Origin of the sequence: Streptomyces sp. NPDC059142 (genome assembly GCF_042755665.1) — a bacterium.
GTDB lineage: Bacteria > Actinomycetota > Actinomycetes > Streptomycetales > Streptomycetaceae > Streptomyces.
Map to the genome: position 1 here is coordinate 116,097 of NZ_JBHZDA010000005.1, position 22,274 is coordinate 138,370.

General features: G+C 71.7%; 17 protein-coding genes, 1 tRNA gene and 1 pseudogene. 7 read left to right on the plus strand and 12 right to left on the minus strand.

Annotated features, from left to right (window positions below):
• Window positions 1-39: 39 nt before the first annotated feature.
• Window positions 40-1,143, minus strand: a complete 1,104-nt coding sequence (locus ACFXPK_RS04080) for a LacI family DNA-binding transcriptional regulator (RefSeq protein ID WP_385071373.1) — start codon at window positions 1,141-1,143, stop codon at window positions 40-42.
• Between the two features lie 391 nt (window positions 1,144-1,534).
• On the opposite strand from ACFXPK_RS04080, the gene ACFXPK_RS04085 reads away from it, so the two are divergent.
• Window positions 1,535-1,903 carry a peptidase inhibitor family I36 protein gene (locus tag ACFXPK_RS04085; protein ID WP_384991920.1) on the plus strand — a complete coding sequence of 123 codons (369 nt, stop codon included), beginning with the start codon at window positions 1,535-1,537 and terminating at the stop codon, window positions 1,901-1,903.
• 168 nt (window positions 1,904-2,071) lie between these two features.
• Entirely contained in the window at window positions 2,072-3,427 is a 1,356-nt protein-coding gene (locus ACFXPK_RS04090) for a cytochrome P450 (protein WP_385071378.1), read from the plus strand.
• Between the two features lie 86 nt (window positions 3,428-3,513).
• On the opposite strand, the gene ACFXPK_RS04095 is transcribed toward ACFXPK_RS04090, so the two are convergent.
• The 4 genes from ACFXPK_RS04095 to sucC all read right to left on the minus strand — a co-directional run bounded on the left by ACFXPK_RS04095 (window position 3,514) and on the right by sucC (window position 7,491).
• Window positions 3,514-3,601, minus strand: a tRNA-Leu gene (locus ACFXPK_RS04095).
• Between the two features lie 168 nt (window positions 3,602-3,769).
• Complete coding sequence (locus tag ACFXPK_RS04100) at window positions 3,770-5,314, minus strand: aldehyde dehydrogenase family protein (protein WP_385071381.1); 1,545 nt, start codon at window positions 5,312-5,314, stop codon at window positions 3,770-3,772.
• A 124-nt stretch (window positions 5,315-5,438) separates the two neighbouring features.
• Window positions 5,439-6,344 (minus strand): succinate--CoA ligase subunit alpha, encoded by a 906-nt coding sequence (gene sucD / locus ACFXPK_RS04105; protein WP_385071384.1) that lies wholly within the window; start codon window positions 6,342-6,344, stop codon window positions 5,439-5,441.
• Window positions 6,345-6,357: 13 nt separating this feature from the next.
• Complete coding sequence (gene sucC, locus ACFXPK_RS04110) at window positions 6,358-7,491, minus strand: ADP-forming succinate--CoA ligase subunit beta (RefSeq protein ID WP_385071387.1); 1,134 nt, start codon at window positions 7,489-7,491, stop codon at window positions 6,358-6,360.
• A 172-nt stretch (window positions 7,492-7,663) separates the two neighbouring features.
• Between sucC and ACFXPK_RS04115 the strand changes: the two genes are divergently transcribed.
• The 5 genes from ACFXPK_RS04115 to ACFXPK_RS04135 all read left to right on the plus strand — a co-directional run bounded on the left by ACFXPK_RS04115 (window position 7,664) and on the right by ACFXPK_RS04135 (window position 15,868).
• Entirely contained in the window at window positions 7,664-9,346 is a 1,683-nt protein-coding gene (locus tag ACFXPK_RS04115; protein ID WP_384991934.1) for a thiamine pyrophosphate-binding protein, read from the plus strand.
• Between the two features lie 12 nt (window positions 9,347-9,358).
• On the plus strand, window positions 9,359-10,621 hold the full coding sequence (frc, locus tag ACFXPK_RS04120; RefSeq protein ID WP_385071390.1) for a formyl-CoA transferase: 1,263 nt from the start codon (window positions 9,359-9,361) through the stop codon (window positions 10,619-10,621).
• A 2-nt stretch (window positions 10,622-10,623) separates the two neighbouring features.
• Entirely contained in the window at window positions 10,624-12,762 is a 2,139-nt protein-coding gene (locus ACFXPK_RS04125) for an acetate--CoA ligase family protein (RefSeq protein WP_384991939.1), read from the plus strand.
• Window positions 12,763-13,029: 267 nt separating this feature from the next.
• Window positions 13,030-14,448 (plus strand): OFA family MFS transporter, encoded by a 1,419-nt coding sequence (locus ACFXPK_RS04130; RefSeq protein ID WP_385071394.1) that lies wholly within the window; start codon window positions 13,030-13,032, stop codon window positions 14,446-14,448.
• 1 nt (window position 14,449) lies between these two features.
• Window positions 14,450-15,868 (plus strand): OFA family MFS transporter, encoded by a 1,419-nt coding sequence (locus ACFXPK_RS04135; RefSeq protein ID WP_384991945.1) that lies wholly within the window; start codon window positions 14,450-14,452, stop codon window positions 15,866-15,868.
• Window positions 15,869-16,009: 141 nt separating this feature from the next.
• Here ACFXPK_RS04135 and ACFXPK_RS04140 read toward each other — a convergent pair whose 3' ends face one another.
• From ACFXPK_RS04140 to ACFXPK_RS04170, 7 genes and pseudogenes are all read right to left on the minus strand, one after another.
• The gene (locus tag ACFXPK_RS04140; RefSeq protein WP_384991948.1) at window positions 16,010-17,071 is read right to left on the minus strand and encodes a sugar phosphate isomerase/epimerase family protein; all 1,062 of its coding nucleotides are present in this window, start codon (window positions 17,069-17,071) and stop codon (window positions 16,010-16,012) included.
• Between the two features lie 16 nt (window positions 17,072-17,087).
• The gene (locus ACFXPK_RS04145) at window positions 17,088-18,506 is read right to left on the minus strand and encodes an alkaline phosphatase family protein (protein ID WP_384991950.1); all 1,419 of its coding nucleotides are present in this window, start codon (window positions 18,504-18,506) and stop codon (window positions 17,088-17,090) included.
• The gene (gene eboE / locus ACFXPK_RS04150) at window positions 18,503-19,672 is read right to left on the minus strand and encodes a metabolite traffic protein EboE (protein ID WP_385071398.1); all 1,170 of its coding nucleotides are present in this window, start codon (window positions 19,670-19,672) and stop codon (window positions 18,503-18,505) included. Before eboE ends, ACFXPK_RS04145 begins: the two co-directional genes overlap by 4 nt.
• A 4-nt stretch (window positions 19,673-19,676) precedes the next feature.
• A complete protein-coding gene (locus ACFXPK_RS04155) occupies window positions 19,677-20,525 on the minus strand; it encodes a TatD family hydrolase (protein WP_384991954.1) in 849 nt (282 codons plus the stop codon).
• Complete coding sequence (locus tag ACFXPK_RS04160; protein ID WP_385071401.1) at window positions 20,525-21,124, minus strand: EboA domain-containing protein; 600 nt, start codon at window positions 21,122-21,124, stop codon at window positions 20,525-20,527. Before ACFXPK_RS04160 ends, ACFXPK_RS04155 begins: the two co-directional genes overlap by 1 nt.
• Window positions 21,121-21,966 carry a sugar phosphate isomerase/epimerase family protein gene (locus ACFXPK_RS04165; RefSeq protein WP_385071403.1) on the minus strand — a complete coding sequence of 282 codons (846 nt, stop codon included), beginning with the start codon at window positions 21,964-21,966 and terminating at the stop codon, window positions 21,121-21,123. The genes ACFXPK_RS04160 and ACFXPK_RS04165 overlap by 4 nt, the downstream gene beginning before the upstream one ends.
• A pseudogene (locus tag ACFXPK_RS04170) lies at window positions 21,963-22,274 on the minus strand (prenyltransferase); the annotation flags it as partial. The pseudogene ACFXPK_RS04170 and the gene ACFXPK_RS04165, both read right to left, overlap by 4 nt.

Consider the following 22,274-nt stretch of genomic DNA (forward strand, 5'->3'; position numbering starts at 1 on the left):
GTTCTCCTTGTGGTGCGTGGTGGGGCGGTCGTACGGGGGTCAGGCCCGGTGGGGCGGTGCTCCGGCCGTGGCGCCGGCCCTGAACGGGCAGACGACGAGCGGTTCTTCGGCCTCCTCCCCCGCGACCAGGGCGGCGAGCAGCCGTACCGCGGCGGCGCCGAGCTGGGGCCGGGGGATGTCGAAACCGGTGGGGACCGCCTCGGTCGCGAGGTCGGCGGGCGGGCTGCCGAGGAGGGCGAGGCTCAGCTCGCCGGGGCAGTCGAGACCGGCCGCGTGGACGGCGGCGCGCAGGGCCCGCCACGGGCTGCCGGTGTCGGTCTCCTCGGCGACGAAGCCGGTCACGCCCTCGTCGCGCCAGCGCCGCAGCCGCTCGGCGGTGAGGGTGCGCGCAGGGTCGGCGGTGCGGAAGACGGCGTCGGGGCCCGCGGGCAGTCCGGCGCTCTCCAGCCCCTTGAGGAAGCCGTGTTCACGGTCGGTGGAGGCGGGCGCGTCGTCGTCCTCGCGGATCAGCACGAGGCGCCGGTGGCCCAGCGCGGCGAGCCGGGTGACGACCTCGTGGCTCGCGCTCACATAGTCGGCGCCGACCCAGGCCAGGCCCTCCAGTTCGTCCCTGCGGCCCAGGTGGACGACGGGGAAGCCGTCCGCGACCAGGCGCCGCAGCTCCTCGGTGGGCGCGTGCCGCCCGAGGAAGAGACAGCCGTCGGCGAGCCGGACCCGGCTGAGCGCGTCCGGTCCGCCGGCTCCGGCGCCGCCGGAGCTGGAGCCGGTGAAGAGCACGAGGTCGTACCCGCGAGCGGCGGCCTCCTGCTCCACACCGACCAGGAACGGGTAGTAGGAGTGCTGCACATCCGTGGGGAAGGTCGCGGTGAAGCTGAAGACGCCGAGCAGGTCGTTGCGCGCGGCGGCGAGCCTGCGGGCAGCCGGGTCGGGCACGTAACCGAGGCTGCGGGCCGCGTCGAGGACCTTCTGCCGGGTCTCCGCCGAGATCGCCGCGCCCTGCTTCTTGCCGCCGAGCACCAGCGAGACCGTGGCCTGCGAGACGCCGGCCAGCCGCGCCACCTCGGCCTGACGCGGCCGTGAGGTGCGGTGGCCCGGGGGCGCGGGGGCGCGTCCCGGCCTGGCTCGCTTGCGTGGTTCCTCCACCGGCACTCCTTCTCGGGACGCGCGAGGCGCGCGGGACGACCGTCCGAGGGCCGCCATCGATCGTTAATGCGCATTAGTAATGCGCATTAACGAGCACCTTCGACCCCGGGCGGGCTCACGTCAAGAGAAGGGACAGGACTTTCCCACGCCCGGGTGGAGGCGCCGGCCGCCGTACGGACCCACTCGAAAACTTTGGGCGGATCCTGGTGGGACCGTTGTGAAATGTCGTATACGCCCGCCCCGTTGACCCACCATGGAACGGCACGAACCCGTTCCCCACGCGGTCGTTGCGACACCGCGTACCACCGGGCGCCGGCAACCGCCCGCACCCGAGACCCGGGCCCCACGCGGGCCGGACCGCTCCTCCGGGAGCACGAGGAGACGAGTGAGGATGAAGAAGGCAGCACTCTGCGCGGCCCTGGGACTCGCCGCGGCCGCCCTGGCGGCCATGCCCACCGCCCAGGCGTCCCCGTCCACCGCCGCCACGTACGACGACTGCCCGGCCGGCTGGTTCTGCGCCTGGGAGCACAAGGACGGCCAGGGCAAGATGGTGCGCTTCCAGAACGGCGTCAAGAAGCTCAGCGACTTCGGGATGAACGACAAGATCTCCTCGGTGTGGAACCGAAGCGGCCAGATCTTCTGTACGTATCTGGACAACGACTACAAGGGCGCCACGTGGGCGGTGGGGACCTGGAAGGGCAACACCTCCCAGTACAACCGCAACGACAACATCAGCTCGCTGCGGGCGGGGGAATGCTGATCACCCGGTAGGTACCGGTCGCCTCTCCCCGCCGGTGACCGGCCGGGAGAGGCCCTCGCGCAGGCCCAGCGGATCACCGCCGCACGGTGATGAAGGTGCCGCGATCCCGTACGGTCCGGGGCGCGATCGCCCCGTCCGGTCCGAGCACGGTCGACCAGGAGACGAGCCATGGACGCCGAAGCCACCCCCGACTCCCCCGCTCAGGCCCCCGGGACGGGCCGGCCCGTCCCCGAGGCCGGGCCCGAACTCGTGCGGCGCTGGCGGTCGGAGGGCGGTGAACTGGTCGAGCTGTTGTCCCGGGTGCGCGAGCGGTGCGGCGGCGTCGCCGCGTTCCGCGTCGGGCCGGCCCCCACCGTTCTCGTCACCGACCCCGGGGCCGTACAGCAGGTACTCGCCCGCCACCCGGACCGGTACGTCAAGCGCTCCCACCGCGCCCGACTGCTCATCGGTGACGGGGTCCTCTCCGCCACCGGTAGCGCCTGGAAGTCCCAACGCCGTCTGCTGCAGTCCCAGTTCACCGGCCCCGGCATGCGCCGCTACGAACACCGGATCACCGGGGCCGCCCGGACCACCGCCGAACGCTGGGACGGATACGCCCGTACCGGACAGACCTTCGACGTCGGGCGCGAGATGCGCCGCTTCGCCCTGGACGCGATCTGGCGCTCCCTCACCGGACACCCCCTGGACGACGGGACCGAGCGCGAACTGGACGCCGTGGCCGCCGTGGCGACCGCCCTCCCCACCCTGCCCGCCGACGTGACCGACGTCCCCGACGCCGTCGCCGCCGATCTCGCCCGGATCGACGCGGTCGCCCGGCTCGCCGTGGAGGCCGCCCGCGGCGGGGAGGCCGGTCCGGACGGGCCCGGCCTCCTGCATGTGCTGACCGACGCCGCCGCCGAGCGCCCCGAGTACTCGGACCGGCTGATCCGCGACGAGATGGTCACGCTGCTGGTGGCCGGGCACGAGACCACCGCCACCACCCTGACCTGGCTCCATCTCCTCCTCGACCGGAACCCGGCCGCCCGCGCGCGAGCCCTCGCCGCCGGCGGCGAGGGCTCGGACCAGCGCCGCCGGGCCGTTCAGGCCCTGGTCCACGAGACCCTCCGGCTCTACCCCTCCGCCTGGATCCTGCCGCGCCACGCCACCGAGGACGACATCCTCGCCGGTCACACCATCGAGGCAGGCACGGACATCCTGGTCTGCCCGTATCTCACACACCGCGACCCCGGTCTGTGGCCGGACCCGGAACGCTTCTCCCCCGAGCGCTTCACGGCCACCGACGGCCGGCCTGCCCACCCGGGGGCCTACTTCCCCTTCGGTATCGGTCCGCGCGCCTGTCTCGGTCTCCAGTTCGCGCTCCGCGAATCGACCGTCCTCCTCGAACACCTCCTGCCGGCCCACACCGTGGCCTTCTCGGCCACCCCGGCGACCACGCTGTTCGGCATCACGGTCCGCCCCGGCGGCCCCACACCGGCGACCTCGCTCCGTACGGACGGCGCTCCACCCGGCTGGAACCGGGCATGATCCGAACGCAAAAAGAACTCCCGGCACGGACGAATCCATGCCGGGAGTTCTTCATAAGCCGACCAGGGAATCCCGATGAATTCCCCTGGTGTCCGAGGGGGGACTTGAACCCCCACGCCCGATAAAGGGCACTAGCACCTCAAGCTAGCGCGTCTGCCATTCCGCCACCCGGACGAGTGGTCGATCCGCGGTCGGTATCCCCGCGGCGACAGAGACAACGATACCAGGGGTTCGAGGTGCCCCTCACCCGCATATCCGGTGGTCAGCGGTGCGCGATCGGCCTGGTCAAGGGCGGTGCGCACGGAATGTCGCGGTGTGCGTACGGGGCGTACCGCCGGGTGGTCACGGCATCAGGTGGTAGTCGGGGAAGTTGCCCGGCGGGCGCTCGTCGGGCGGGCCGTCCGTCACGGCGCGGACCAGGAGATCGCCGCCGACGAAGGCGCCCCGCCAGGAGTGGCCGAAGCCGCCGAACAGCTCGTCGCGGTCGCCCCGGGAACGGGGGACGCCGTGGCCGGTCTTGAAGGCGCGGATCTGGGGGGCCAGCCTGGCGTACGTCGCCGGGTCGTCGGTGGACAGGGTCGCGACCAGGGCGCCGTTCGAGGCGTTCATCGCGGCGAGCAGCTCCGCCTCCGTGTCGACCAGGACGATCGTGTCGACCGGGCCGAAGGGCTCCGCGTGGTGCAGCGGCGAGGACGGGGGCGGGCCCAGCAGGGTGACGGGGGCCAGATACGCGCTGGTGTCCTGGTCGGGGAGGAAGCGGGCGTCCGCCAGGGCGCCCCGGTGGAGCGGTACGGCGCCGCGGCCGATCGCCTCGGTGACCTGGTCGGCCAGCTCCTTGGCCTTGGCCGCGTTGATGAGCGGCCCGAAGTCCAGCTCCGGCAGCGGATCGTCCGGGGACTCGACCGCGAGGGGGTGGCCCACCCGGATCGACCGTACGGCGGGGAGGTACGCGGCCAGGAAGTCCGCGAAGAGGGAGCGCTGCACCACGAAGCGGGGGTACGCCGTACAGCGCTGTTTCCCGTAGTCGAAGAGTTTGGGGATCACCGCGGTCAGGGCGCCGAGATCGGTGCAGTTCCAGACGCCCCAGGTGTTGAGCCCCTCCTGTTCGAGGACATGGCGTTTGCCGAGGTCGGCGACTGCCGTGGCGACCCTGGCGCCGGTGTCCCGGCCGCCGACGAAGGAGACACAGCCGATCTCGGGCGCCCGTACCAGCGCCTCGGAGAGTTCGCCGCCGCTGCCGCTGACCAGGGTGACGGGGACGCCCTCGCGGGCGGCGAGCGCGCAGGCCAGGGTCAGACAGGCGACGCCGCCGTCGGTGGGGGCCTTGGCGATGACCGCGTTGCCGGCCAGTGCCTGCACCAGCAGGGCGTGGACGAGGACGGACATCGGGTAGTTCCAGCTCGCGATGTTGGAGACCGGCCCCGGCAGGGGGGTACGGCCCTGGAGCATCGGCCCGGCGCCGTCCACGTACCAGCGCACGCCGTCGATCGCACGGTCGACGTCGGCCTGGGCGAGGCGCCAGGGCTTGCCGATCTCCCAGACCAGGAGGAGGGCGAGCAGTTCGCGGTGTTCGGTGAGCGCGTCGAGCGTCGCGCTCACGCGGGCGGCCCGCTCGGGCAGCGGGATGTGGCGCCAGGCGCGGTGCGCGTCCAGGGCCGCGCGCACCGCCTGCCGGGCGGTCGCGGCGTCCAGCCGGGGCGGGCCGGCGATCGGGCTGCCGTCGACGGGGCTGGTGGCGGGCAGGGCGCGGCCGTCGGAGCGCCACGCCGCGGCCCAGAGGTTGCGTACCCGGTCGTCGTGGAACGCCTCGGGCGCGGCGGCGAGGCCGCGCTCCCAGGCGTCCGACCAGGCCGTGCCCGGTTTGAGGATCAGTGAGGTGGGTGCCATTGGGGGTCTCCGCTCGGACGGGGCGGGAGGTGCATGGCCCGGTTCAGGACCGCTGTCGGCCGTCGGCCGGCGCTCTCGCGGTTACTCGGCGGTAGTGAGCCGGTGGCGGGCTGGCACGCACTCATCACCGAGTATGAGTGACGTCAGCCGTGGGCGCGAGCTGTTCCAGGACCAGCCGCGCGGTCTCGGAGGGGGTCGAGCCGACCCGTACACCGGCCGCCTCCAGGGCCTTGCGCTTGCCCTCGGCGGTGCCGGAGGAGCCGGAGACGATCGCGCCCGCGTGCCCCATGGTCCTGCCCTCGGGCGCGGTGAATCCGGCGATGTAGCCGATGACCGGCTTGGTGACCCGCTCGGCGGCGTAGGCGGCGGCGCGTTCCTCCGCGTCGCCGCCGATCTCGCCGATGAGCACGACGAGTTCGGTGTCCGGGTCGTCCTCGAAGGCGGCGAGGCAGTCGATGTGGCTGGTGCCCACGACGGGGTCGCCGCCGATGCCGACCGCCGAGGAGAAGCCGATCTCCCGCAGTTCGTACATGAGTTGGTAGGTGAGCGTGCCGGATTTCGACACCAGTCCGATCCGGCCGGGCTTGGGGGCGATGTCGGCCGGGATGATCCCGGCGTTGGACTGTCCCGGGCTGATCAGGCCGGGGCAGTTGGGACCGATGATCCGGGTGCCGCGCTCCTTGGCGTACGCGGTGAAGGCGACCGCGTCGTGTACGGGGATGCCCTCGGTGATGACGACCACGAGCCCGATCCCGGCGTCCACCGCCTCGGTCACGGCCGCCCTGGCGAACCGCGGGGGTACGAAGACGACGCTGACGTCCGCGCCGGTCGCCTCGATGCCCTCGCGCACGGAGCCGAAGACGGGCACGGTGGTGCCGTCGAGGTCGGCCCGGCCGCCGGCCTTGCGCGGGTTGACGCCGCCGACGACGGCGGTGCCCGCGGCGAGCATCCGCCGGGTGTGGCGCATGCCCTCGGCGCCGGTCATGCCCTGGACGAGTACCTTGCTCTCCTTGGTCAGGAAGATGGCCATGGTGTTCCTCTCCTCATCCGGCGTTGGCGAGCGCGGCGGCCTGCCGGGCCGCCCCGTCCATGGTGGTGGCCTGCTGTACGAGCGGGTGGGCGCGCCCGGCGAGGATCGCCCGGCCCCGGGCCGCGCTGTTGCCGTCGAGGCGGACCACGAGCGGCCGGGTCAACGCCACTGATTCCAGGGCCCGTACGATGCCGTCGGCGACCGCGTCGCAGGCCGTGATGCCGCCGAAGACATTGACGAAGACGGACTTCACCGCCGGGTCGGAGAGGATGACGGAGAGCCCGTCCGCCATCACCTGGGCGGACGCCCCTCCCCCGATGTCCAGGAAGTTGGCGGGCCGGGCGCCGCACCCCGCCACCACGTCGAGGGTGGACATGACGAGGCCGGCGCCGTTGCCGACGATGCCGACCTCACCGTCGAGCTTCACGTAGTTGAGCCCCTTGGCCGCCGCCCGCGCCTCCAGCGCGTCGGCGCCGGAGCCGCCCTGCGCCCCTCCCCAACGCGTCTGCCGGAAGAGGGCGTTGTCGTCAACGGTGACCTTGCCGTCGAGGGCGGTTATCAGCCCTTCCGCGGTACGGACCAACGGGTTCACCTCGACCAGCAGCGCGTCCTCGCGGACCAGCACGCGCCACAGCGCCCGGAGCACAGGGACGACCTCGGCGGGCAGTCCGGCCTCGGCGGCGATCCGGGCGGCCACCGCCTCGGTGACGCCCTCGGCCGGGTCGACGGGGACCCGGGCCACCGCCTCCGGGCGGACGGCCGCGACCTGCTCGATCTCCATGCCGCCCTCGGCCGAGGCGATGGCGAGGAAGGTCCCGGCCGCCCGGTCGAGTACGTAGCTCACATAGAACTCGTCGTGGATGTCGACGGGTTGGGCGAGCATCACCGCGTGGACGGTGTGCCCCGCGATGTCCATGCCGAGTATCTGCCGTGCGGTCAGTTCGGCCGCCGCCGGGTCGGCCGCGAGCTTCACACCGCCCGCCTTGCCGCGCCCTCCGGTCTTCACCTGCGCCTTGACGACCACGCGCCCGCCGAGGCGCCGCGCGGCGGCCCCGGCCTCCGGCGCGGAGGTCACGACCTCGGCGTCCGGTACCGCGAGGCCGTGTTCCGCGAAGAGTTCCCTTGCCTGGTGTTCGTACAGATCCATGGCTGCTCCCCTTGCTTTCCCTTTGACGAAAAGTGGCGCACGCCCCCTGGACACCACCCGCCCGGATGCGGGATAACAAGCTTCATACAGTATTCGTCGACTGTATGCAATGTACCGGGGCGGGCGCTCGCCCCTCCCCGGCGAAGGACTACGAAGGGACAGGGACCTCCTCATGCCCGACGACAGCCAGGAACTCATCTCCGGTGGTCATCTCGTCGCCAAGGCGCTCAAAGCGGAGGGCGTCGAGGTCATCTACACCCTCTGCGGCGGCCACATCATCGACATCTACGACGGCTGCGTCGACGAGGGCATCGAAGTCGTCGACGTACGTCATGAGCAGGTGGCCGCCCACGCCGCGGACGGCTATGCCCGGATCACCGGAAAGCCGGGATGCGCGGTGGTCACCGCCGGGCCCGGCACCACCGACGCCGTCACCGGGGTCGCCAACGCCTTCCGCGCCGAGTCGCCCATGCTGCTGATCGGCGGCCAGGGGGCGCACACCCAGCACAAGATGGGGTCCCTCCAGGACCTCCCCCACGTCGACATGATGACCCCCATCACCAAGTTCGCCGCCACCGTGCCGGACACGGCGCGCGCGGCCGACATGGTCTCGATGGCCTTCCGCGAGTGCTACCACGGCGCTCCCGGTCCCTCCTTCCTGGAGATCCCGCGCGATGTGCTGGACGCCAGGGTGCCGGTGGAGAAGGCCCGGGTCCCCGCCGCCGGGCGGTACCGCGCCTCCACCCGCTCGGCCGGGGACCCCGAGGCCGTCGAGAGGCTCGCCGATCTGCTCGTGCACGCCGAGAAGCCGGCCATCCTGCTCGGCAGCCAGGTCTGGACGACCCGGGGGACCGACGCGGCGATCGAGCTGGTGCGGACGCTCAACATCCCCGCGTACATGAACGGGGCCGGCCGCGGCACCCTGCCCCCCGGCGACCCGCACCACTTCCAGCTCTCCCGGCGCTACGCCTTCTCCAACGCCGACCTCATCGTCATCGTCGGGACGCCCTTCGACTTCCGTATGGGGTACGGGAAGCGGCTCTCGCCGGACGCGACCGTCGTCCAGATCGACCTCGACTACCGCACGGTCGGCAAGAACCGCGACATCGACCTCGGCATCGTCGGTGACGCCGGGCTCGTGCTCTCCTCCGTCACCCAGGCCGCGAGCGGCCGGATCAACGGCGGCTCGGTGAAGCGGAAGGCGTGGCTGGACGAGCTGCGCGCCGCCGAGCAGACCGCCGTCGAGAAGCGGCTGCCGCAGTTGCGCTCGGACGCCTCGCCCATCCACCCGTACCGGCTGGTCAGCGAGATCAACCAGTTCCTCACGGAAGACTCGATCTACATCGGGGACGGCGGCGACATCGTCACCTTCTCCGGGCAGGTCGTCCAGCCCAAGTCGCCGGGACACTGGATGGACCCGGGCCCGCTCGGCACCCTCGGCGTGGGCGTGCCCTTCGTGCTCGCCGCCAAGCAGGCCAGGCCCGACAAGGAGGTCGTGGCGCTCTTCGGCGACGGCGCCTTCTCGCTGACCGGCTGGGACTTCGAGACGCTGGTCCGCTACAACCTGCCCTTCGTCGGCATCGTCGGCAACAACTCCTCGATGAACCAGATCCGTTACGGCCAGAAGGCCAAGTACGGCGACGAACGCGAGCGCGTCGGCAACACCCTCGGCGACGTCCACTACGACAAGTTCGCCCAGATGCTGGGCGGTTACGGCGAGGAGGTCCGCGACCCGGCCGGGATCGCGCCCGCGCTGCGGCGCGCCCGCGAGTCCGGACTGCCGTCGCTGATCAACGTCTGGGTCGACCCCGACGCGTACGCCCCCGGAACCATGAACCAGACCATGTACAAGTGAAGGAGCCCTCCCATGACCCAGGCTCTTGAGACCTCGTCCACGGCCGGCCCCAAGGCCCTCTCCGGCGTACGCGTCCTGGACATGACCCATGTCCAGTCGGGGCCCTCGGCCACGCAGTTGCTCGGCTGGCTCGGCGCGGACGTGGTGAAGCTGGAGGCGCCGAGCGGCGACATCACCCGCAAGCAGCTCCGCGATCTGCCCGACGTGGACTCGCTGTACTTCACGATGCTCAACTGCAACAAGCGGTCCATCACCCTCAACACCAAGACGGAGCGCGGCAAGGAGATCCTGACCGAACTCATCCGCCGCTCCGACGTGATGGTGGAGAACTTCGGCCCCGGGGCCGTGGACCGGATGGGGTTCACCTGGGAGCGCATCCAGGAGATCAACCCGCGGATCGTCTACGCCTCCATCAAGGGGTTCGGGGAGGGCCCGTACACCAACTTCAAGGCGTACGAGGTGGTCGCGCAGGCCATGGGCGGCTCGATGTCCACGACCGGCTTCGAGGACGGGCCGCCGCTCGCCACGGGCGCGCAGATAGGCGACTCCGGCACGGGGATCCACGCCGTCGCCGGGATACTCGCCGCGCTCTTCCAGCGTGAACACACCGGGCGCGGCCAGCGCGTCAATGTGGCGATGCAGCACGCCGTGCTCAACCTCTGCCGGGTCAAACTCCGCGACCAGCAGCGGCTCGCCCACGGACCGCTCGCGGAGTACCCGAACGACGACTTCGGCGACGAGGTGCCGCGCAGCGGCAACGCGAGCGGCGGCGGACAGCCCGGCTGGGCGGTCAAGTGCGCGCCGGGCGGCCCCAACGACTACGTATACGTGATCGTGCAGCCGGTCGGCTGGCGGCCGGTCACCGAGCTGATGGGCCGCCCCGAACTGGCGGACGACCCCGAGTGGGCCACGCCCGAGGCGCGGCTCCCCAAGCTCGGCAAGATGTTCCAGCTCATCGAGGAGTGGACGGCCACCCTCCCCAAGTGGGAGGTGCTGGAGCGGCTCAACGCCCACAACATCCCCTGCGGCCCGATCCTCTCCACCAAGGAGATCATCGAGGACGCCTCGCTCGCGGCCAACGAGATGGTCGTCGAGGTCCCCCACCCCCAACGCGGCTCGTTCACCACGGTCGGCAGCCCGCTGAAGCTCTCCGACTCCCCCGTGGAGGTCTTCACCTCGCCGCTGCTCGGTGAGCACAACAGCGAGGTGTACGTGGGCGAACTGGGCCTGGGCGACGAGGAACTGCGGCTTCTCAAGACGGACGGAGTCATCTAGCGGTGGACAGCAACGAAGAGAGCAGGAAGACCGTACGGGCGCTGCTGGACTCGGCGCTCGCCGAGGGCCGCACCGCGCTGACCGCGCCCGAGGGCAAGGCCGTCACGGACGCGTACGGGATCCCCACGCCGGCCGAGGCGCTGGCCGAGAGCGCCGACGAGGCGGTGGCGCTGGCCGACCGGATCGGCTTCCCGGTGGCGATGAAGATCGTCTCGCCGGAGATCCTCCACAAGACGGACGCGGGCGGGGTGCGCATCGGGCTGGCCTCCGCCGCCGAGGTGCGGGGCGCGTTCACCGCGATCGTCTCCAACGCCCGTGCCTACGACCCGGACGCGCGGATCCTGGGCGTACAGATCCAGCAGATGGTGCCCGAGGGCACCGAGGTGCTGATCGGCACCGTCACCGACCCGACCTTCGGGAAGATCGTGGCGTTCGGTCTCGGCGGGGTGCTGGTCGAGGTGTTGAAGGACGTCACGTTCCGGCTGGCGCCCGCCTCCACGGACGACGCGCTGTCGATGCTCGACGGGATCCGCGCGGCGGAGATCCTGCGCGGGGTGCGCGGCGGCGCGCCCGTCGACCGGGACGCGCTGGCCGGGCTGATCGTCAAGGTGTCGCGGCTCGCGGCGGACTTCCCGGAGATCGCCGAGGTCGATCTCAACCCGGTGTTCGCCTCGGCCAGCGGGGTGATGGCCGCGGACGTACGGATCCTGCTGGACACCGAGCGGCCGGCCGAGCGGCGCGCGTACAGCCGTGAGGAGATCCTGGTCTCGATGGGCCGGCTGATGAAGCCGACCTCCGTGGCGGTGATCGGCGCCTCCAACGAGCAGGGGAAGATCGGCAATTCGGTCATGCGCAACCTCGTCGACGGGGGTTTTCCCGGCGACATCCATCCCGTGAACCCCAAGGCCGATGACATTCTCGGCCGCAAGGCGTACAAGAGCGTGATGGATGTTCCCGGTGAGCCCGATGTGGCGGTCTTCGCGATCCCCGCGAAGTTCGTGCCCGCCGCGCTGGAGGAGGTCGGCCGCAAGGGCATCCCCAACGCCGTGCTGATCCCGTCCGGCTTCGCCGAGACCGGCGAACACGGCCTTCAGGCACGGATCGTGGCGATCGCGGAGGAGCACGGCGTCCGGCTGCTGGGGCCGAACATCTACGGCTACTACTCCACCTGGCAGGACCTCTGCGCGACCTTCTGCACCCCGTACGACGTCAAGGGCGGCGTGGCGCTGACCTCGCAGTCCGGCGGCATCGGGATGGCCATCCTCGGCTTCGCGCGCTCCACCAGGACGGGCGTCTCGGCGATCGTCGGCCTCGGCAACAAGTCCGACCTGGACGAGGACGACCTGCTGACCTGGTTCGGCGAGGACCCGCACACCGAGTGCATCGCGATGCACCTCGAAGATCTCAAGGACGGCCGCGCGTTCGTGGCGGCGGCGCGGGCCACCGTACCGAAGAAGCCGGTGGTCGTCCTCAAGGCCGGGCGTACGGCCGCGGGCGCGAAGGCCGCCGGGTCGCACACCGGAGCCCTCGCCGGGGACGACGCGGTGTACGACGACATCCTGCGTCAGGCCGGGGTCATCAGGGCGCCGGGGCTGAACGACATGCTGGAGTACGCGCGGGCGCTGCCCGTGCTCCCCACTCCGCGGGGTGACAACGTAGTCATCATCACGGGCGCCGGCGGCTCGGGGGTGCTCCTCTCGGACGCCGTCGTGGACAACGGGCTCTCCCTGATGGAGATCCCGCCCGACCTGGACGAGGCGTTCCGCGCGTTCATCCCGCCGTTCGGCGCGGCCGGCAACCCGGTGGACATCACCGGGGGCGAACCGCCGTCCACGTACGAGGCGACGATCCGGCTGGGTCTGGAGGACCCGCGGATCCACGCGCTGGTCCTCGGCTACTGGCACACCATCGTCACCCCGCCCATGGTCTTCGCCGAACTGACGGCGCGGGTCGTGGCGGAGTTCCGGGAGCGGGGGATCCACAAGCCGGTGGTGGCCTCCCTCGCGGGCGACGTCGAGGTCGAGGAGGCGTGCCAGTACCTCTTCGACCACGGGGTGGTGGCCTACCCGTACACCACGGAGCAGCCGGTCGCGGTGCTCGGCGCCAAGTACCGGTGGGCGCGGGCAGCGGGGCTGTTGTGATGCACGGACGGCAGCCGTCACCGGCCGGGGGTCCGGGGGTTGCCCCCCGGGCACACCGCCGCCCGGTGGGCGCGGGCAGCGGGGCTGTTGTGATGCACGGACGGCAGCCGTCACCGGCCGGGGGTCCGGGGGTTGCCCCCGGGGCACGCCGCCGCCCGGTGGGCGCGGGCCGCCGGGCCGCCGGGCTGTTGGGGGGCGGTTCATGACCTGACCCCACCCGGGCACGGCACGAAGGTTTTGGACAGGGGGCGCTGGCCAGTTCTTTCGATGCGAGGGGTGCGAGAGACCACCATGAAAACAACGACTACTCGACTCGGCAGTTCCGTCCCCTACCAGGAGGTGACGGACCGCAACGGACGCGTGTACCGGATCGGTGAGAGCGACCGGGACATCATGGGCCGGCCCCGCTGGACGATGGTGCTCTTCCCCTGGATGGGCATGCTCGGCATCAGCTCGTCGGAGTACGCGTTCACCTCCGCGGAGGACACGCTGCACGAGGCCCATCTCTGGAGCAGCGGACACATCTTCTGGCTGATGGGCGTCTGGGTCTTCTTCCAGGCGGCCGTCGCCTTTCCCGCCGGGCAGCTCAGGGAGAGCGGCAGGCTGCCCGCCCGGTACGCCATGATGCTGGGCGCGCTGGGGACGTTGCTGGGGTATCTCTCCCTGGCGTACGCCCCGCACGTGATCGTGGCGTACTTCGGCTTCGGCATGTTCAGCGGTATCGGCGCCGGTCTGGTCTACGCGACCTGCGTCAACATGGTCGGCAAGTGGTACCCGGAGCGCAAGGGAGGCAAGACCGGCCTCGTCAACGGCGGTTTCGCCTACGGTTCGGTGCCGTTCGTCTTCCTCTTCACCTCGTACATGGATCTCGGCAACTACCGGGGCGTCCTGGTCTTCGTCGGGGTGCTGTGCTGCCTCGTCGTGGCGACCGCCGGCTGGTTCTTCAAGGACCCGCCGAAGTACTGGTGGCCGCGGGGCGCGGACCCGCTGAAGGTCTCCGACGACCCGAGGGTCCGGCGCGCGCTGGAGAAGAACCCGCCGGCGGTGAAGCAGTACACACCGCGGGAGGCGGCCCGTACACCGGTGCTGTGGCTGATGTGGTTCTGTCTGCTCTGCACGGCGGGGATCAACATCTTCGGCATCGCGTTCCAGGTGCCCTTCGGCAAGGACATGGGGTTCGCGGGCGGGATCGTGGCCACCGCGATGTCGCTCAAGGCGATCGTGAACGGTACGGGGCGCGGTGTCATCGGCTGGATCTCCGACCGGTACGGGCGCCGCCGCACCCTGATCTTCGTGTGTCTGGTGCTCGGCAGCGCGCAGTTCGGTGTGCTGGCCTCCGGGACGCTGGGCAGTATGCCGTTCTTCCTGTTCTGCTCGATGGTCTCCGGGTTCGGCGGCGGCGCCATCTTCCCGCTGTTCGCGGCGATGACCGCGGACTACTTCGGGGAGAACAACAACGCCTCGAACTACGGCATGGTCTACAGCTCCAAGCTCATATCGGGCCTCGTCGGCTCCGGTGTGGGGGCTGTCGTGGTGGGCGCCTGGGGCTACCGGGGCGCGTTCGTCATCGCCGGCAGCATCGGGCTCGCCTCCGCCGTACTGGCGGTGTTCCTCAAGGCGCCCGGCAGGCCCGACGTCAAGAAGATCCGACCCAACCCGAACCCGATCGGCCGGGAGATCGCCTGAAATGACCACGGAACCACTCTCGGGGACGTCCGCGTCGGCCACCGCCGGCGTGGACTACCGCGAGATCACCGACGCCCATGGCCGTGTCTACCGGATCGGCGAGTCCGACCGGCAGATCCTCGGCCTCCCCCGCTGGACGATGGTGGCCCTGCCCTGGCTCGCCATGCTCGCCATCAGTGTCTTCGAGTACGCCTTCGGGGCGGCCGAGGAGACGCTGTCCCGGGCACATCACTGGACCTCGACGAACACCTTCTGGGTGCTCAGTGTCTGGATCTTCTTCCAGGCCGCGGTCTCCTTCCCCGCCGGACGGTTACGGGAGAAGGGCATCCTGAGCAGCAGAGCGGCCATGCTGACCGGCTCGTTCTGCTCGCTGCTCGGCTTCGTCAGTCTCAGCCACGCGCCCGGCTTCTGGTTCGCGCTGGCCGGCTTCGGGCTGCTGGGCGGGCTCGGCTCCGGCCTGATCTACTCGACCTGCGTCAACATGGTCGGCAAGTGGTACCCCGAGCGCAGGGGCGGCAAGACGGGTCTGGTGAACGGCGCGTTCGCCTATGGCGCGGTGCCGTTCGTCTTCCTCTTCACGTACGGCTTCGACACCTCGAACTTCCACACCGTGCTGGACCTCGTCGGTGTGTACGTGCTGGTGCTGACGCTGGTGGCGGGGCTGTTCTTCAAGGACCCGCCGAAGAACTGGTGGCCCGAGGAGGTGGACCCGCTGCACCGCTCCGGGGACACCAAGTCGTCGCTCGCGCTGGTGAAGAACCCGCCCGCGGTGAAGCAGTACACACCGAAGGAGGCGTTACGGACCGGGGTCGTGCCCCTGATGTGGCTGTGCATGCTGTGCTGCGCGGGCGTGTCGATCTTCGGGATCTCGTTCCAGGTGCCGTTCGCCAAGGAGATGGGGTTCGGCCCGCTGATCGCCGCGTCGTCCATGGGGCTGATGTCGGTGATCAACGGCACGGGACGCGGTGTGGTCGGCTGGCTCTCGGACAAGCTGGGGCGGCGGCCGACGCTCACGTACGTGTGTCTGGTACTGGCCGTGGCGCAGTTCGGTGTGCTGTGGGCCGGTGAGATCGGCAACCAGACGCTCTTCCTCGTCTTCGCCTTCCTCTCCGGCTTCGGCGGCGGGGCGTTCTACCCGCTGTTCGCGGCGCTGGTCCCGGACTACTTCGGGGAGAACAACAACGCCTCCAACTACGGCATGGTCTACAGCGCGAAGCTGGTCAGCGGCCTGTTCGGCGGCGGGCTGGGGGCGGTCGTGGTCGCCTCGTGGGGGTACGTCGGCGCGTATGTGGCGTCCGGTGTGGTCTCGCTGATCGCCGCGGGGCTCTCGCTGGCGCTGCGCCGGCCCGGCGGCCCGCACCGCGGGCGCCGTACGGTCCGGCTGCCCCGGGCCCGGCAGCCGGGACAGGCGACCGCCTGACCACGGACGGACGGCCCTCCCCGCGGTGCTGTACCACCGCGCGGAGGGCCGCCGCCCTGTACGTGCCCGTATCCGGTCTCGGATCCGGAGCGGGATGCGTATCCGTATCCGTATCCGTGTCCGTGTCCGTGTCGGGCGCTGTTACCGCTTCTCGCGCAGCCCGTGCAGATGCGCGGAGGACTTGCGGGCGAAGGCGAGGGAGTCCACCGGCTGGTCGTGCTCCACCTGCCAGTGGTGGCCACGCCGGCCGCCGTGGGTCTTGTTGACCGCCGAGATGAAGCGCCGGTAGTCGATGTCCCCGTCACCGACGTCCACCATCTGGTAGCCGTCCCGGGCGGTGATGTCCTCGATGCCGTCCTTCACGTGGAAGAGCGGGTAGCGGTGGGGCTGCTTGAGGACGTACCGCAGCGGGTCGAAGGGCGCGGGCCTGCCCTCGGGGGTCCTGCTGAAGCGGAACTGCCCCGCGTACGCCCAGTAGATGTCCATCTCCAGATAGACCAGGCTCGGGTCGGTCTCCGCGAGCAGGACGTCGTAGAGCCGTACGTTCGGCCGGTCGGTGGCGAAGGAGAACTCCTCCGCGTGGTTGTGCTGGTAGAACTTCATGCCGCGCCGCTTGGCCGCCGCGCCGTAGGCGTTGAAGTCGGCGGCCGCCCGCTTCCAGGCGTCGACGGTCGATCCGTAGCGGAAGGGTCCCGAGGCGGTGCCTATGTGTTCCAGGCCGAGTTCCTGGGCGTCGTCCAGGACCTTGGTGAGGTTCTGGGCGAAGCTGTAGGCGTCGGGGTTGTTGTCGTCGGCGTAGTTGACATGGCTGCCGATGGGCTTGAGGCCGTGGTCCCTGGCCAGCCTCTTGAGCTGCGGCAGGGTGATGGCTCCGGCGCTGCCCTGGGTGTAGCCGGCGAACTCGATCTCGTCGTAACCGAAGCGCTCCAGCTCGTCGAAGACCTTGGCGAAGCCGATCGTGGAGACCTTGTCGCGCAGGGAGTAGAGCTGGATGCCGAGCCGTCCCGGCGGCAGGACGGGCTGCCCCTTGCCGGGACCGTGGCCCTGGCCGGGCCGCGGGCCTGCGCCGTGGGCGGCGGCCGGGGTGGCGGCGGCCGTGGCGCCGACCACCGCCGCCGCGGTGGCTCCGGCGGCGACACCGAGCATGCCGCGCCGGCTGAGCTTGTGCGCGAGTTCGGGGTCTGCTGACGTCTTGCGGCTCATTGCGGAACTCCTTCGGTCAGTGCAGTCCGGCAAGGTGGAGGAGCAGGCTCTTCACCTCGGTGGCCGCGACGCGGTCACCGACGGCGTCGGGGGTGGAGCAGAGGATGAGCGGACCTTCTTCGTCGCTCGCGGGGAGGCGGCCGTGGCTGCCGCGGATGGGGGAAGGGTCGAGGGGGACGACGGCGAGCCGGTAGCGCATGCCGAGCTTCTTGCGGGCGATCGCCGTGGCCGCCTTGACCCGTACGTAGGGGTCGAGGGGGTCCATGAACAGCTCGACGGGGTCGTACCCCGGTTTCCGGTGGATCTCCACGAGCTGCGCGAAGTCGGGCGCCCGGTCGTCGTCCAGCCAGTAGTAGTACGTGAACCAGGCGTCCGGATCCGCGACGGCGACCAGCTCGCCCGAGCGGGGGTGGTCGAGCCCGTGCGCCTTCTTGCCCTCGTCGTCGAGGAGTTGATCGATCCCGGCGAGGTCCTTCAGCGCCTCGCGGGTCGCCTCCAGATCCTCGGACCTGCGTACGTAGACATGCGCGAGCTGGTGGTCCGAGACGGCGAAGGCGCGGGAGGCCATGGTGTCCAGGTACTCCATGCCGTCCTGGGTGTGGACCTCCAGCAGCCCGGCCCTGCGCAGCGCCCGGTTGATGTCGACGGGCCGGGAGACCCGGGTGATGCCGTACTCGGAGAGCGCCACGACGGTACGGCCCTCCGCCCGCGCGTCCGCCAGCAACGGGGCGAGGACCGCGTCGAGTTCGGCCGCGGCCCGGTGGGAGCGGGGGTCGTCGGGGCCGTAGCGCTGGAGGTCGTAGTCGAGATGCGGGACGTAGCACAGGGCGAGGTCGGGGCTGCGGGTGGCGATGATGTGGCGGGTCGCGTCCACGATCCACCGCGAGGAGACCAGATCGGCGCCGGGTCCCCAGAAGTGGAAGAGGGGGAAGGTGCCGAACTTCTCGTGGAGTTCGTCGTGCAGCTCGGGCGGCCGGGTGTAGCAGTCGGGCTCCTTGCGGCCGTCGGCGTAGTAGACGGGGCGGGGGGTGACGGTGTAGTCGGTGTCCGCTCCCATCGCGTACCACCAGCAGATGTTGGCGACGGTGTAGCCGGGGTGGGCGCGGCGGGCCGCGTCCCAGAGCCGGTCGCCGGAGACGAGTCCGTTGTGCTGGCGCCAGAGCAGGACGTCGCCCAGCTCGCGGAAGTACCAGCCGTTGCCGACGATGCCGTGCTCGGCGGGGAGGGTGCCGGTGAGGAAGGTGGACTGGGCGCTGCATGTGACGGCGGGCAGCACGGTGGACAGCGGCGCCTGCGAGCCGGACCCGGCGAGCTTCGTCAGATGCGGCATGTGGCGCAGCAGTTGCGGGGTGAGGCCGACGACGTCGAGGACCAGCAGCGGGGTCGGGGCGCCGCCCCGCTCTTCGGCCGGGGACCCGGCCTGGGTGTCGCTCATGGCAGCTCCTTGAGGCCGAGGTCGACCAGCAGGTCCCTGGCCAGGGTGAGTTCGGCGGCGATCCCCTCGGCGAGCCGGCCGCGCGAGCGGGGCCGAAGCTCCGGCGGGAGCGCCTGCCAGGTGTACGTCTCGACCTCCAGGTGCCGGGTGCGCGGCTCGGCCCCGCCGACGAGCCGGCCCAGCGCCTCCTGGAGCACGGGCAGGGTGGAGGTGAGCGGCGGGGCGGGCGGGGCGTGCAGCGGTACGTGGAAGTGGGCGCGCCAGGGCGCCCCTTCGGGCAGTGACCCGCCGGCCAGCGCCTCGTCCAGATCGTCGGTGCCGCGCAGCCCGGCTGCGGTGCTGGTGCGGGTCTGGTGGAGGAAGCGGGGCTCGTCGAAGGCGCGCAGCGCCTCCCGTACCTCGGGCAGGTGCGGGTTCTCGGCGTGCAGGGCGGCGGAGAGCTGCGCCTTGGGGATGGGGATGCGGGCGGCTTCCAGCGCGTCGAGCGCGAGGGCCGGGTCCTCGAAGGAGGTGGCGAGGTGGCAGGTGTCGACGCAGATGCCGATCCGGTCGCCGGGGAGCGCGGAGAGCGGGCCGATCGCGTCGGCGGTGGTCTCCACGATGCAGCCGGGCTCCGGCTCCAGGGCGATCCTGATGGACTTGCCGGTCAGCTCCTCCAGGGCGTCGAGGCGTCCGCCGAGGGTGGTGAGCGCGGTGTGGGCGGTGTGGGCGGCGGTGTCGTCCCAGGCGGTGTGCCAGCCGAGCGGCAGGGTGGAGACGGAGCCCTCGGTGACATCGTCGGGCAGCAGCGCGGCGAGCAGCCTGGCCAGGTCGGCGGTGTGGGACAGCCGTTCGGGATCGGCCCAGTCGGGTTTGTAGACCCGGTACTTGACCTCCTCGGCGCCGAAGCCCTCGTACGGGAAGCCGTTGAGGGTGACGACCTCCAGGCCGCGCCGGTCGAGTTCGGCGCGCAGTCCGCGCAGCGCGACCGGGTCGTTGATCAGGGCCTGGGCGGCGTCCCTGGCGAGCCAGAGGCCGATGCCGAGCCGGTCCCGGCCGAGGCGTCTGCGGACCGGCTCGCAGTGGTCGCGCAGTTGGGCGAGGACTCCGTCGAGGGTCTCGGCGGGGTGGACGTTGGTGCAGTACGCGAGGTGGACGGTGGACCCGTCGGGGTGGCGGAAGCGCATCGGCTCACTCCCCGCCGCGCAGTACGGAGTTGCCCTCGTGGAGGGCGGCGGGGGCGGGGACGTCGAGCTGGAGCCGGCCGCTGAGTCCGTAGAAGGCGACGGGGTTGCGCCACAGGACCTGGTCGACGTCGTCGGCGTCGAATCCGGCCGCGAGCATGGCGTCCGCGACCTTGCGGGTCTTGAGGGGATCGCTGTTGCCCCAGTCGGCGGCCGAGTTGACGAGCACCTTCTCGGTGCCGTGCTCCTTGAGCACGGCGACCATCCGGTCCTCGTCCATCTTGGTGTCCGGGTAGATGGAGAACCCGAGCCAACTGCCGCTCTCGGCGGCTTCCTTGACGGTGGTCTCGTTGAGGTGGTCGAGCAGCACCCGGTCCGGGGCCAGGGCGGATTCCCGTACGACGTCGATGGTGCGGCGCAGCCCGGCGAGCTTGTCCCGGTGCGGGGTGTGGACGAGGGCGGGCAGGCCGTGGTCGGCGGCGAGCTGGAGCTGGGTGGCGAGCGCGGTGTCCTCGGCCGGGGTCATGGAGTCGTAGCCGATCTCGCCGACGGCGACGACGCCGTCCTTGACGAGGTAGCGGGGCAGTTCGTCCAGGACCGGGGTGCAGCGCGGATCGCCCGCCTCCTTGGGGTTGAGGGCGAGGGTGCAGTGGTGGGCGATGCCGTACTGGGCGGCGCGGAAGGGCTCCCAGCCGAGGAGGGCGTCGAAGTAGTCGTAGAAGCTGGCGGGCGAGGTACGGGGCTGGCCGAGCCAGAAGGACGGTTCGACGAGGGCGCGCACACCGGCGGCGTACATCGCCCGGTAGTCGTCCGTGGTGCGGGACGTCATGTGGATGTGGGGGTCGAAGATGCGCATCAGGACTCCTCGCCGGTCAGTTGGAGCGCACGGTGCAGGTCGGCGGGTACGGGGCGGCCGGCGGCGGTCCGCTCGGCGGCGAAGTCGCGCAGCATACGGGCCAGTTCGGCGTCCCCGTGGGCGCGTTCCGCCAGCCCGGCGACGGTGTCCAGCGGGACGCCCGTGAAGAGGCACTTGAGGACGGCGTGCCGCCAGGCGTGGGCGTCGAGGTGGGCTGCGGCGTACGGGCCGACGGCCGCCTCGACGAGCCGGGTGTCGTTGGTCCGCAGCGCGTCCTCGACCAGGGGCAGCGCGTCGGGTCCGGAGACGCGTTCGGGCAGGGCGAGCAGCACGGCGCGGCGCTCGGCGGCGGTGCCGCGGTCGTAGAGCCGGGTGAGGGTGGCGGCGCCGGCGGCGGCCCGGTGGAGCAGCAGGACGCGTACGGTGTCGGCCCGGTCCTGGCCGCAGTGGCGTCCGGCGGCGGCGAAGCGCAGCTCCCAGGGGGCGGCGGCGGTGTCGGCCCGTCCGGCGGCGGCGCTCGCCTCGGCCAGTGCCGCTTCGAGCCAGGTGGCGGCGTCCGGGGCGAGGGCGCCGGCCGGTTCGGGGAGTCCGTGCGTCATGCGCCTCCCTCCAGCGCCCGCAGGAACTCGATGGAGGTGCGGGCGAGTTCGGGTCCGGCATGGGAGTGGCGGGGCAGCTCCACCACGGTCAGGCCCTGGTAGCCGGTGGCGGCCAGCGCGTCGAGCACCGGCGGGAAGTCGATCTCGCCGTCGCCGAAGGGCAGATGCTCGTGGACACCGCGCCGCATGTCCTCGATCTGGACGTGGCGCAGCCAGGGCGCGGCGTCCCGTACGCAGTCGGCGGGCGACGCGGGCTCCAGGCACTGGCAGTGGCCGATGTCGAGGGTGAGGCCGAGCTGTTCGGGGTCGCCGAGGCGGCGTCTGAGTTCGTGGAATCCGGCGAGGTCGCCGACGAGATGGCCGGGCTCCGGCTCGATCGCGAGCGGGATGTCGGCGGCCTCGGCGGCGTCGAGCACGGGGCCCATCGCCTCTTCGAGCCGCTTCCACGCGGTGTCGGGGTCCGTGCCGTCGGGAGTGACCCCGCTGAAGCAGTGCACGGCGTGCGCGCCGAGGTCGGCGGCGACCCGGACGGCGGTGACGAGCAGCCCGGTCCTGGCGGCGCGCCCCTCGGGGTCCGGGTCGAGGAGGGTGGGGCCGTGTTTGCGGCGCGGGTCGAGGACGTAGCGCGCGCCGGTCTCGACGGTGACGTCGAGCCCCAGCTCCGCGAGGCGGCCGGCGACCCGGCGGGTGCGGGCGGCCAGCTCGGGCGCCATCGGGTCGAGGTGCATGTGGTCGAGGGTGAGTCCGACGCCGTCGTAGCCGAGGTCGGCGAGGAGGGCGAGGGCGTCGTCCAGCCGGAGATCGGTGAGCCCGTTGGTGCCGTATCCGGGACGCAGACTCATGTGGGGCTCACTTTCCGTGCGACGGTGCGGGCCAGCGGTGCCAGCCCCATGACTCCCAGCGCCACCCCGGCCGCCCCGCCGCGCGCGGCCAGCGCGCCCTGGAGCGGGATCATCGCCCGGATCCCGCCGCCGACGGCGCGCTGGGTGAGGGCGGGGGACGGGTTGAGCGCGGCGTGCAGCAGCGGCCGTCCGGCGGTCGCCGCGTAGACGGCGCCGAGTGAGGCGGCGAGCGCGTGGCGGGCCGTCCGGCCGGCGGCGCCGGTGTCCGGGCCCGCCGGGCCCGCCGGGGCGCCGGGGCGGGCCGGCGG

Bases quoted from the DNA above. Each gene is read 5' to 3' on its own strand.
- ACFXPK_RS04085 (WP_384991920.1), top strand. From the start codon at position 1,535: ATGAAGAAGGCAGCACTCTGCGCGGCCCTGGGACTCGCCGCGGCCGCC.
- ACFXPK_RS04090 (WP_385071378.1), top strand. From the start codon at position 2,072: ATGGACGCCGAAGCCACCCCCGACTCCCCCGCTCAGGCCCCCGGGACG.
- ACFXPK_RS04100 (WP_385071381.1), bottom strand. From the start codon at position 5,314: ATGGCACCCACCTCACTGATCCTCAAACCGGGCACGGCCTGGTCGGAC.
- sucD (WP_385071384.1), bottom strand. From the start codon at position 6,344: ATGGCCATCTTCCTGACCAAGGAGAGCAAGGTACTCGTCCAGGGCATG.
- sucC (WP_385071387.1), bottom strand. From the start codon at position 7,491: ATGGATCTGTACGAACACCAGGCAAGGGAACTCTTCGCGGAACACGGC.
- ACFXPK_RS04115 (WP_384991934.1), top strand. From the start codon at position 7,664: ATGCCCGACGACAGCCAGGAACTCATCTCCGGTGGTCATCTCGTCGCC.
- frc (WP_385071390.1), top strand. From the start codon at position 9,359: ATGACCCAGGCTCTTGAGACCTCGTCCACGGCCGGCCCCAAGGCCCTC.
- ACFXPK_RS04130 (WP_385071394.1), top strand. From the start codon at position 13,030: ATGCGAGGGGTGCGAGAGACCACCATGAAAACAACGACTACTCGACTC.
- ACFXPK_RS04135 (WP_384991945.1), top strand. From the start codon at position 14,450: ATGACCACGGAACCACTCTCGGGGACGTCCGCGTCGGCCACCGCCGGC.
- ACFXPK_RS04140 (WP_384991948.1), bottom strand. From the start codon at position 17,071: ATGAGCCGCAAGACGTCAGCAGACCCCGAACTCGCGCACAAGCTCAGC.
- ACFXPK_RS04145 (WP_384991950.1), bottom strand. From the start codon at position 18,506: ATGAGCGACACCCAGGCCGGGTCCCCGGCCGAAGAGCGGGGCGGCGCC.
- eboE (WP_385071398.1), bottom strand. From the start codon at position 19,672: ATGCGCTTCCGCCACCCCGACGGGTCCACCGTCCACCTCGCGTACTGC.
- ACFXPK_RS04155 (WP_384991954.1), bottom strand. From the start codon at position 20,525: ATGCGCATCTTCGACCCCCACATCCACATGACGTCCCGCACCACGGAC.
- ACFXPK_RS04160 (WP_385071401.1), bottom strand. From the start codon at position 21,124: ATGACGCACGGACTCCCCGAACCGGCCGGCGCCCTCGCCCCGGACGCC.
- ACFXPK_RS04165 (WP_385071403.1), bottom strand. From the start codon at position 21,966: ATGAGTCTGCGTCCCGGATACGGCACCAACGGGCTCACCGATCTCCGG.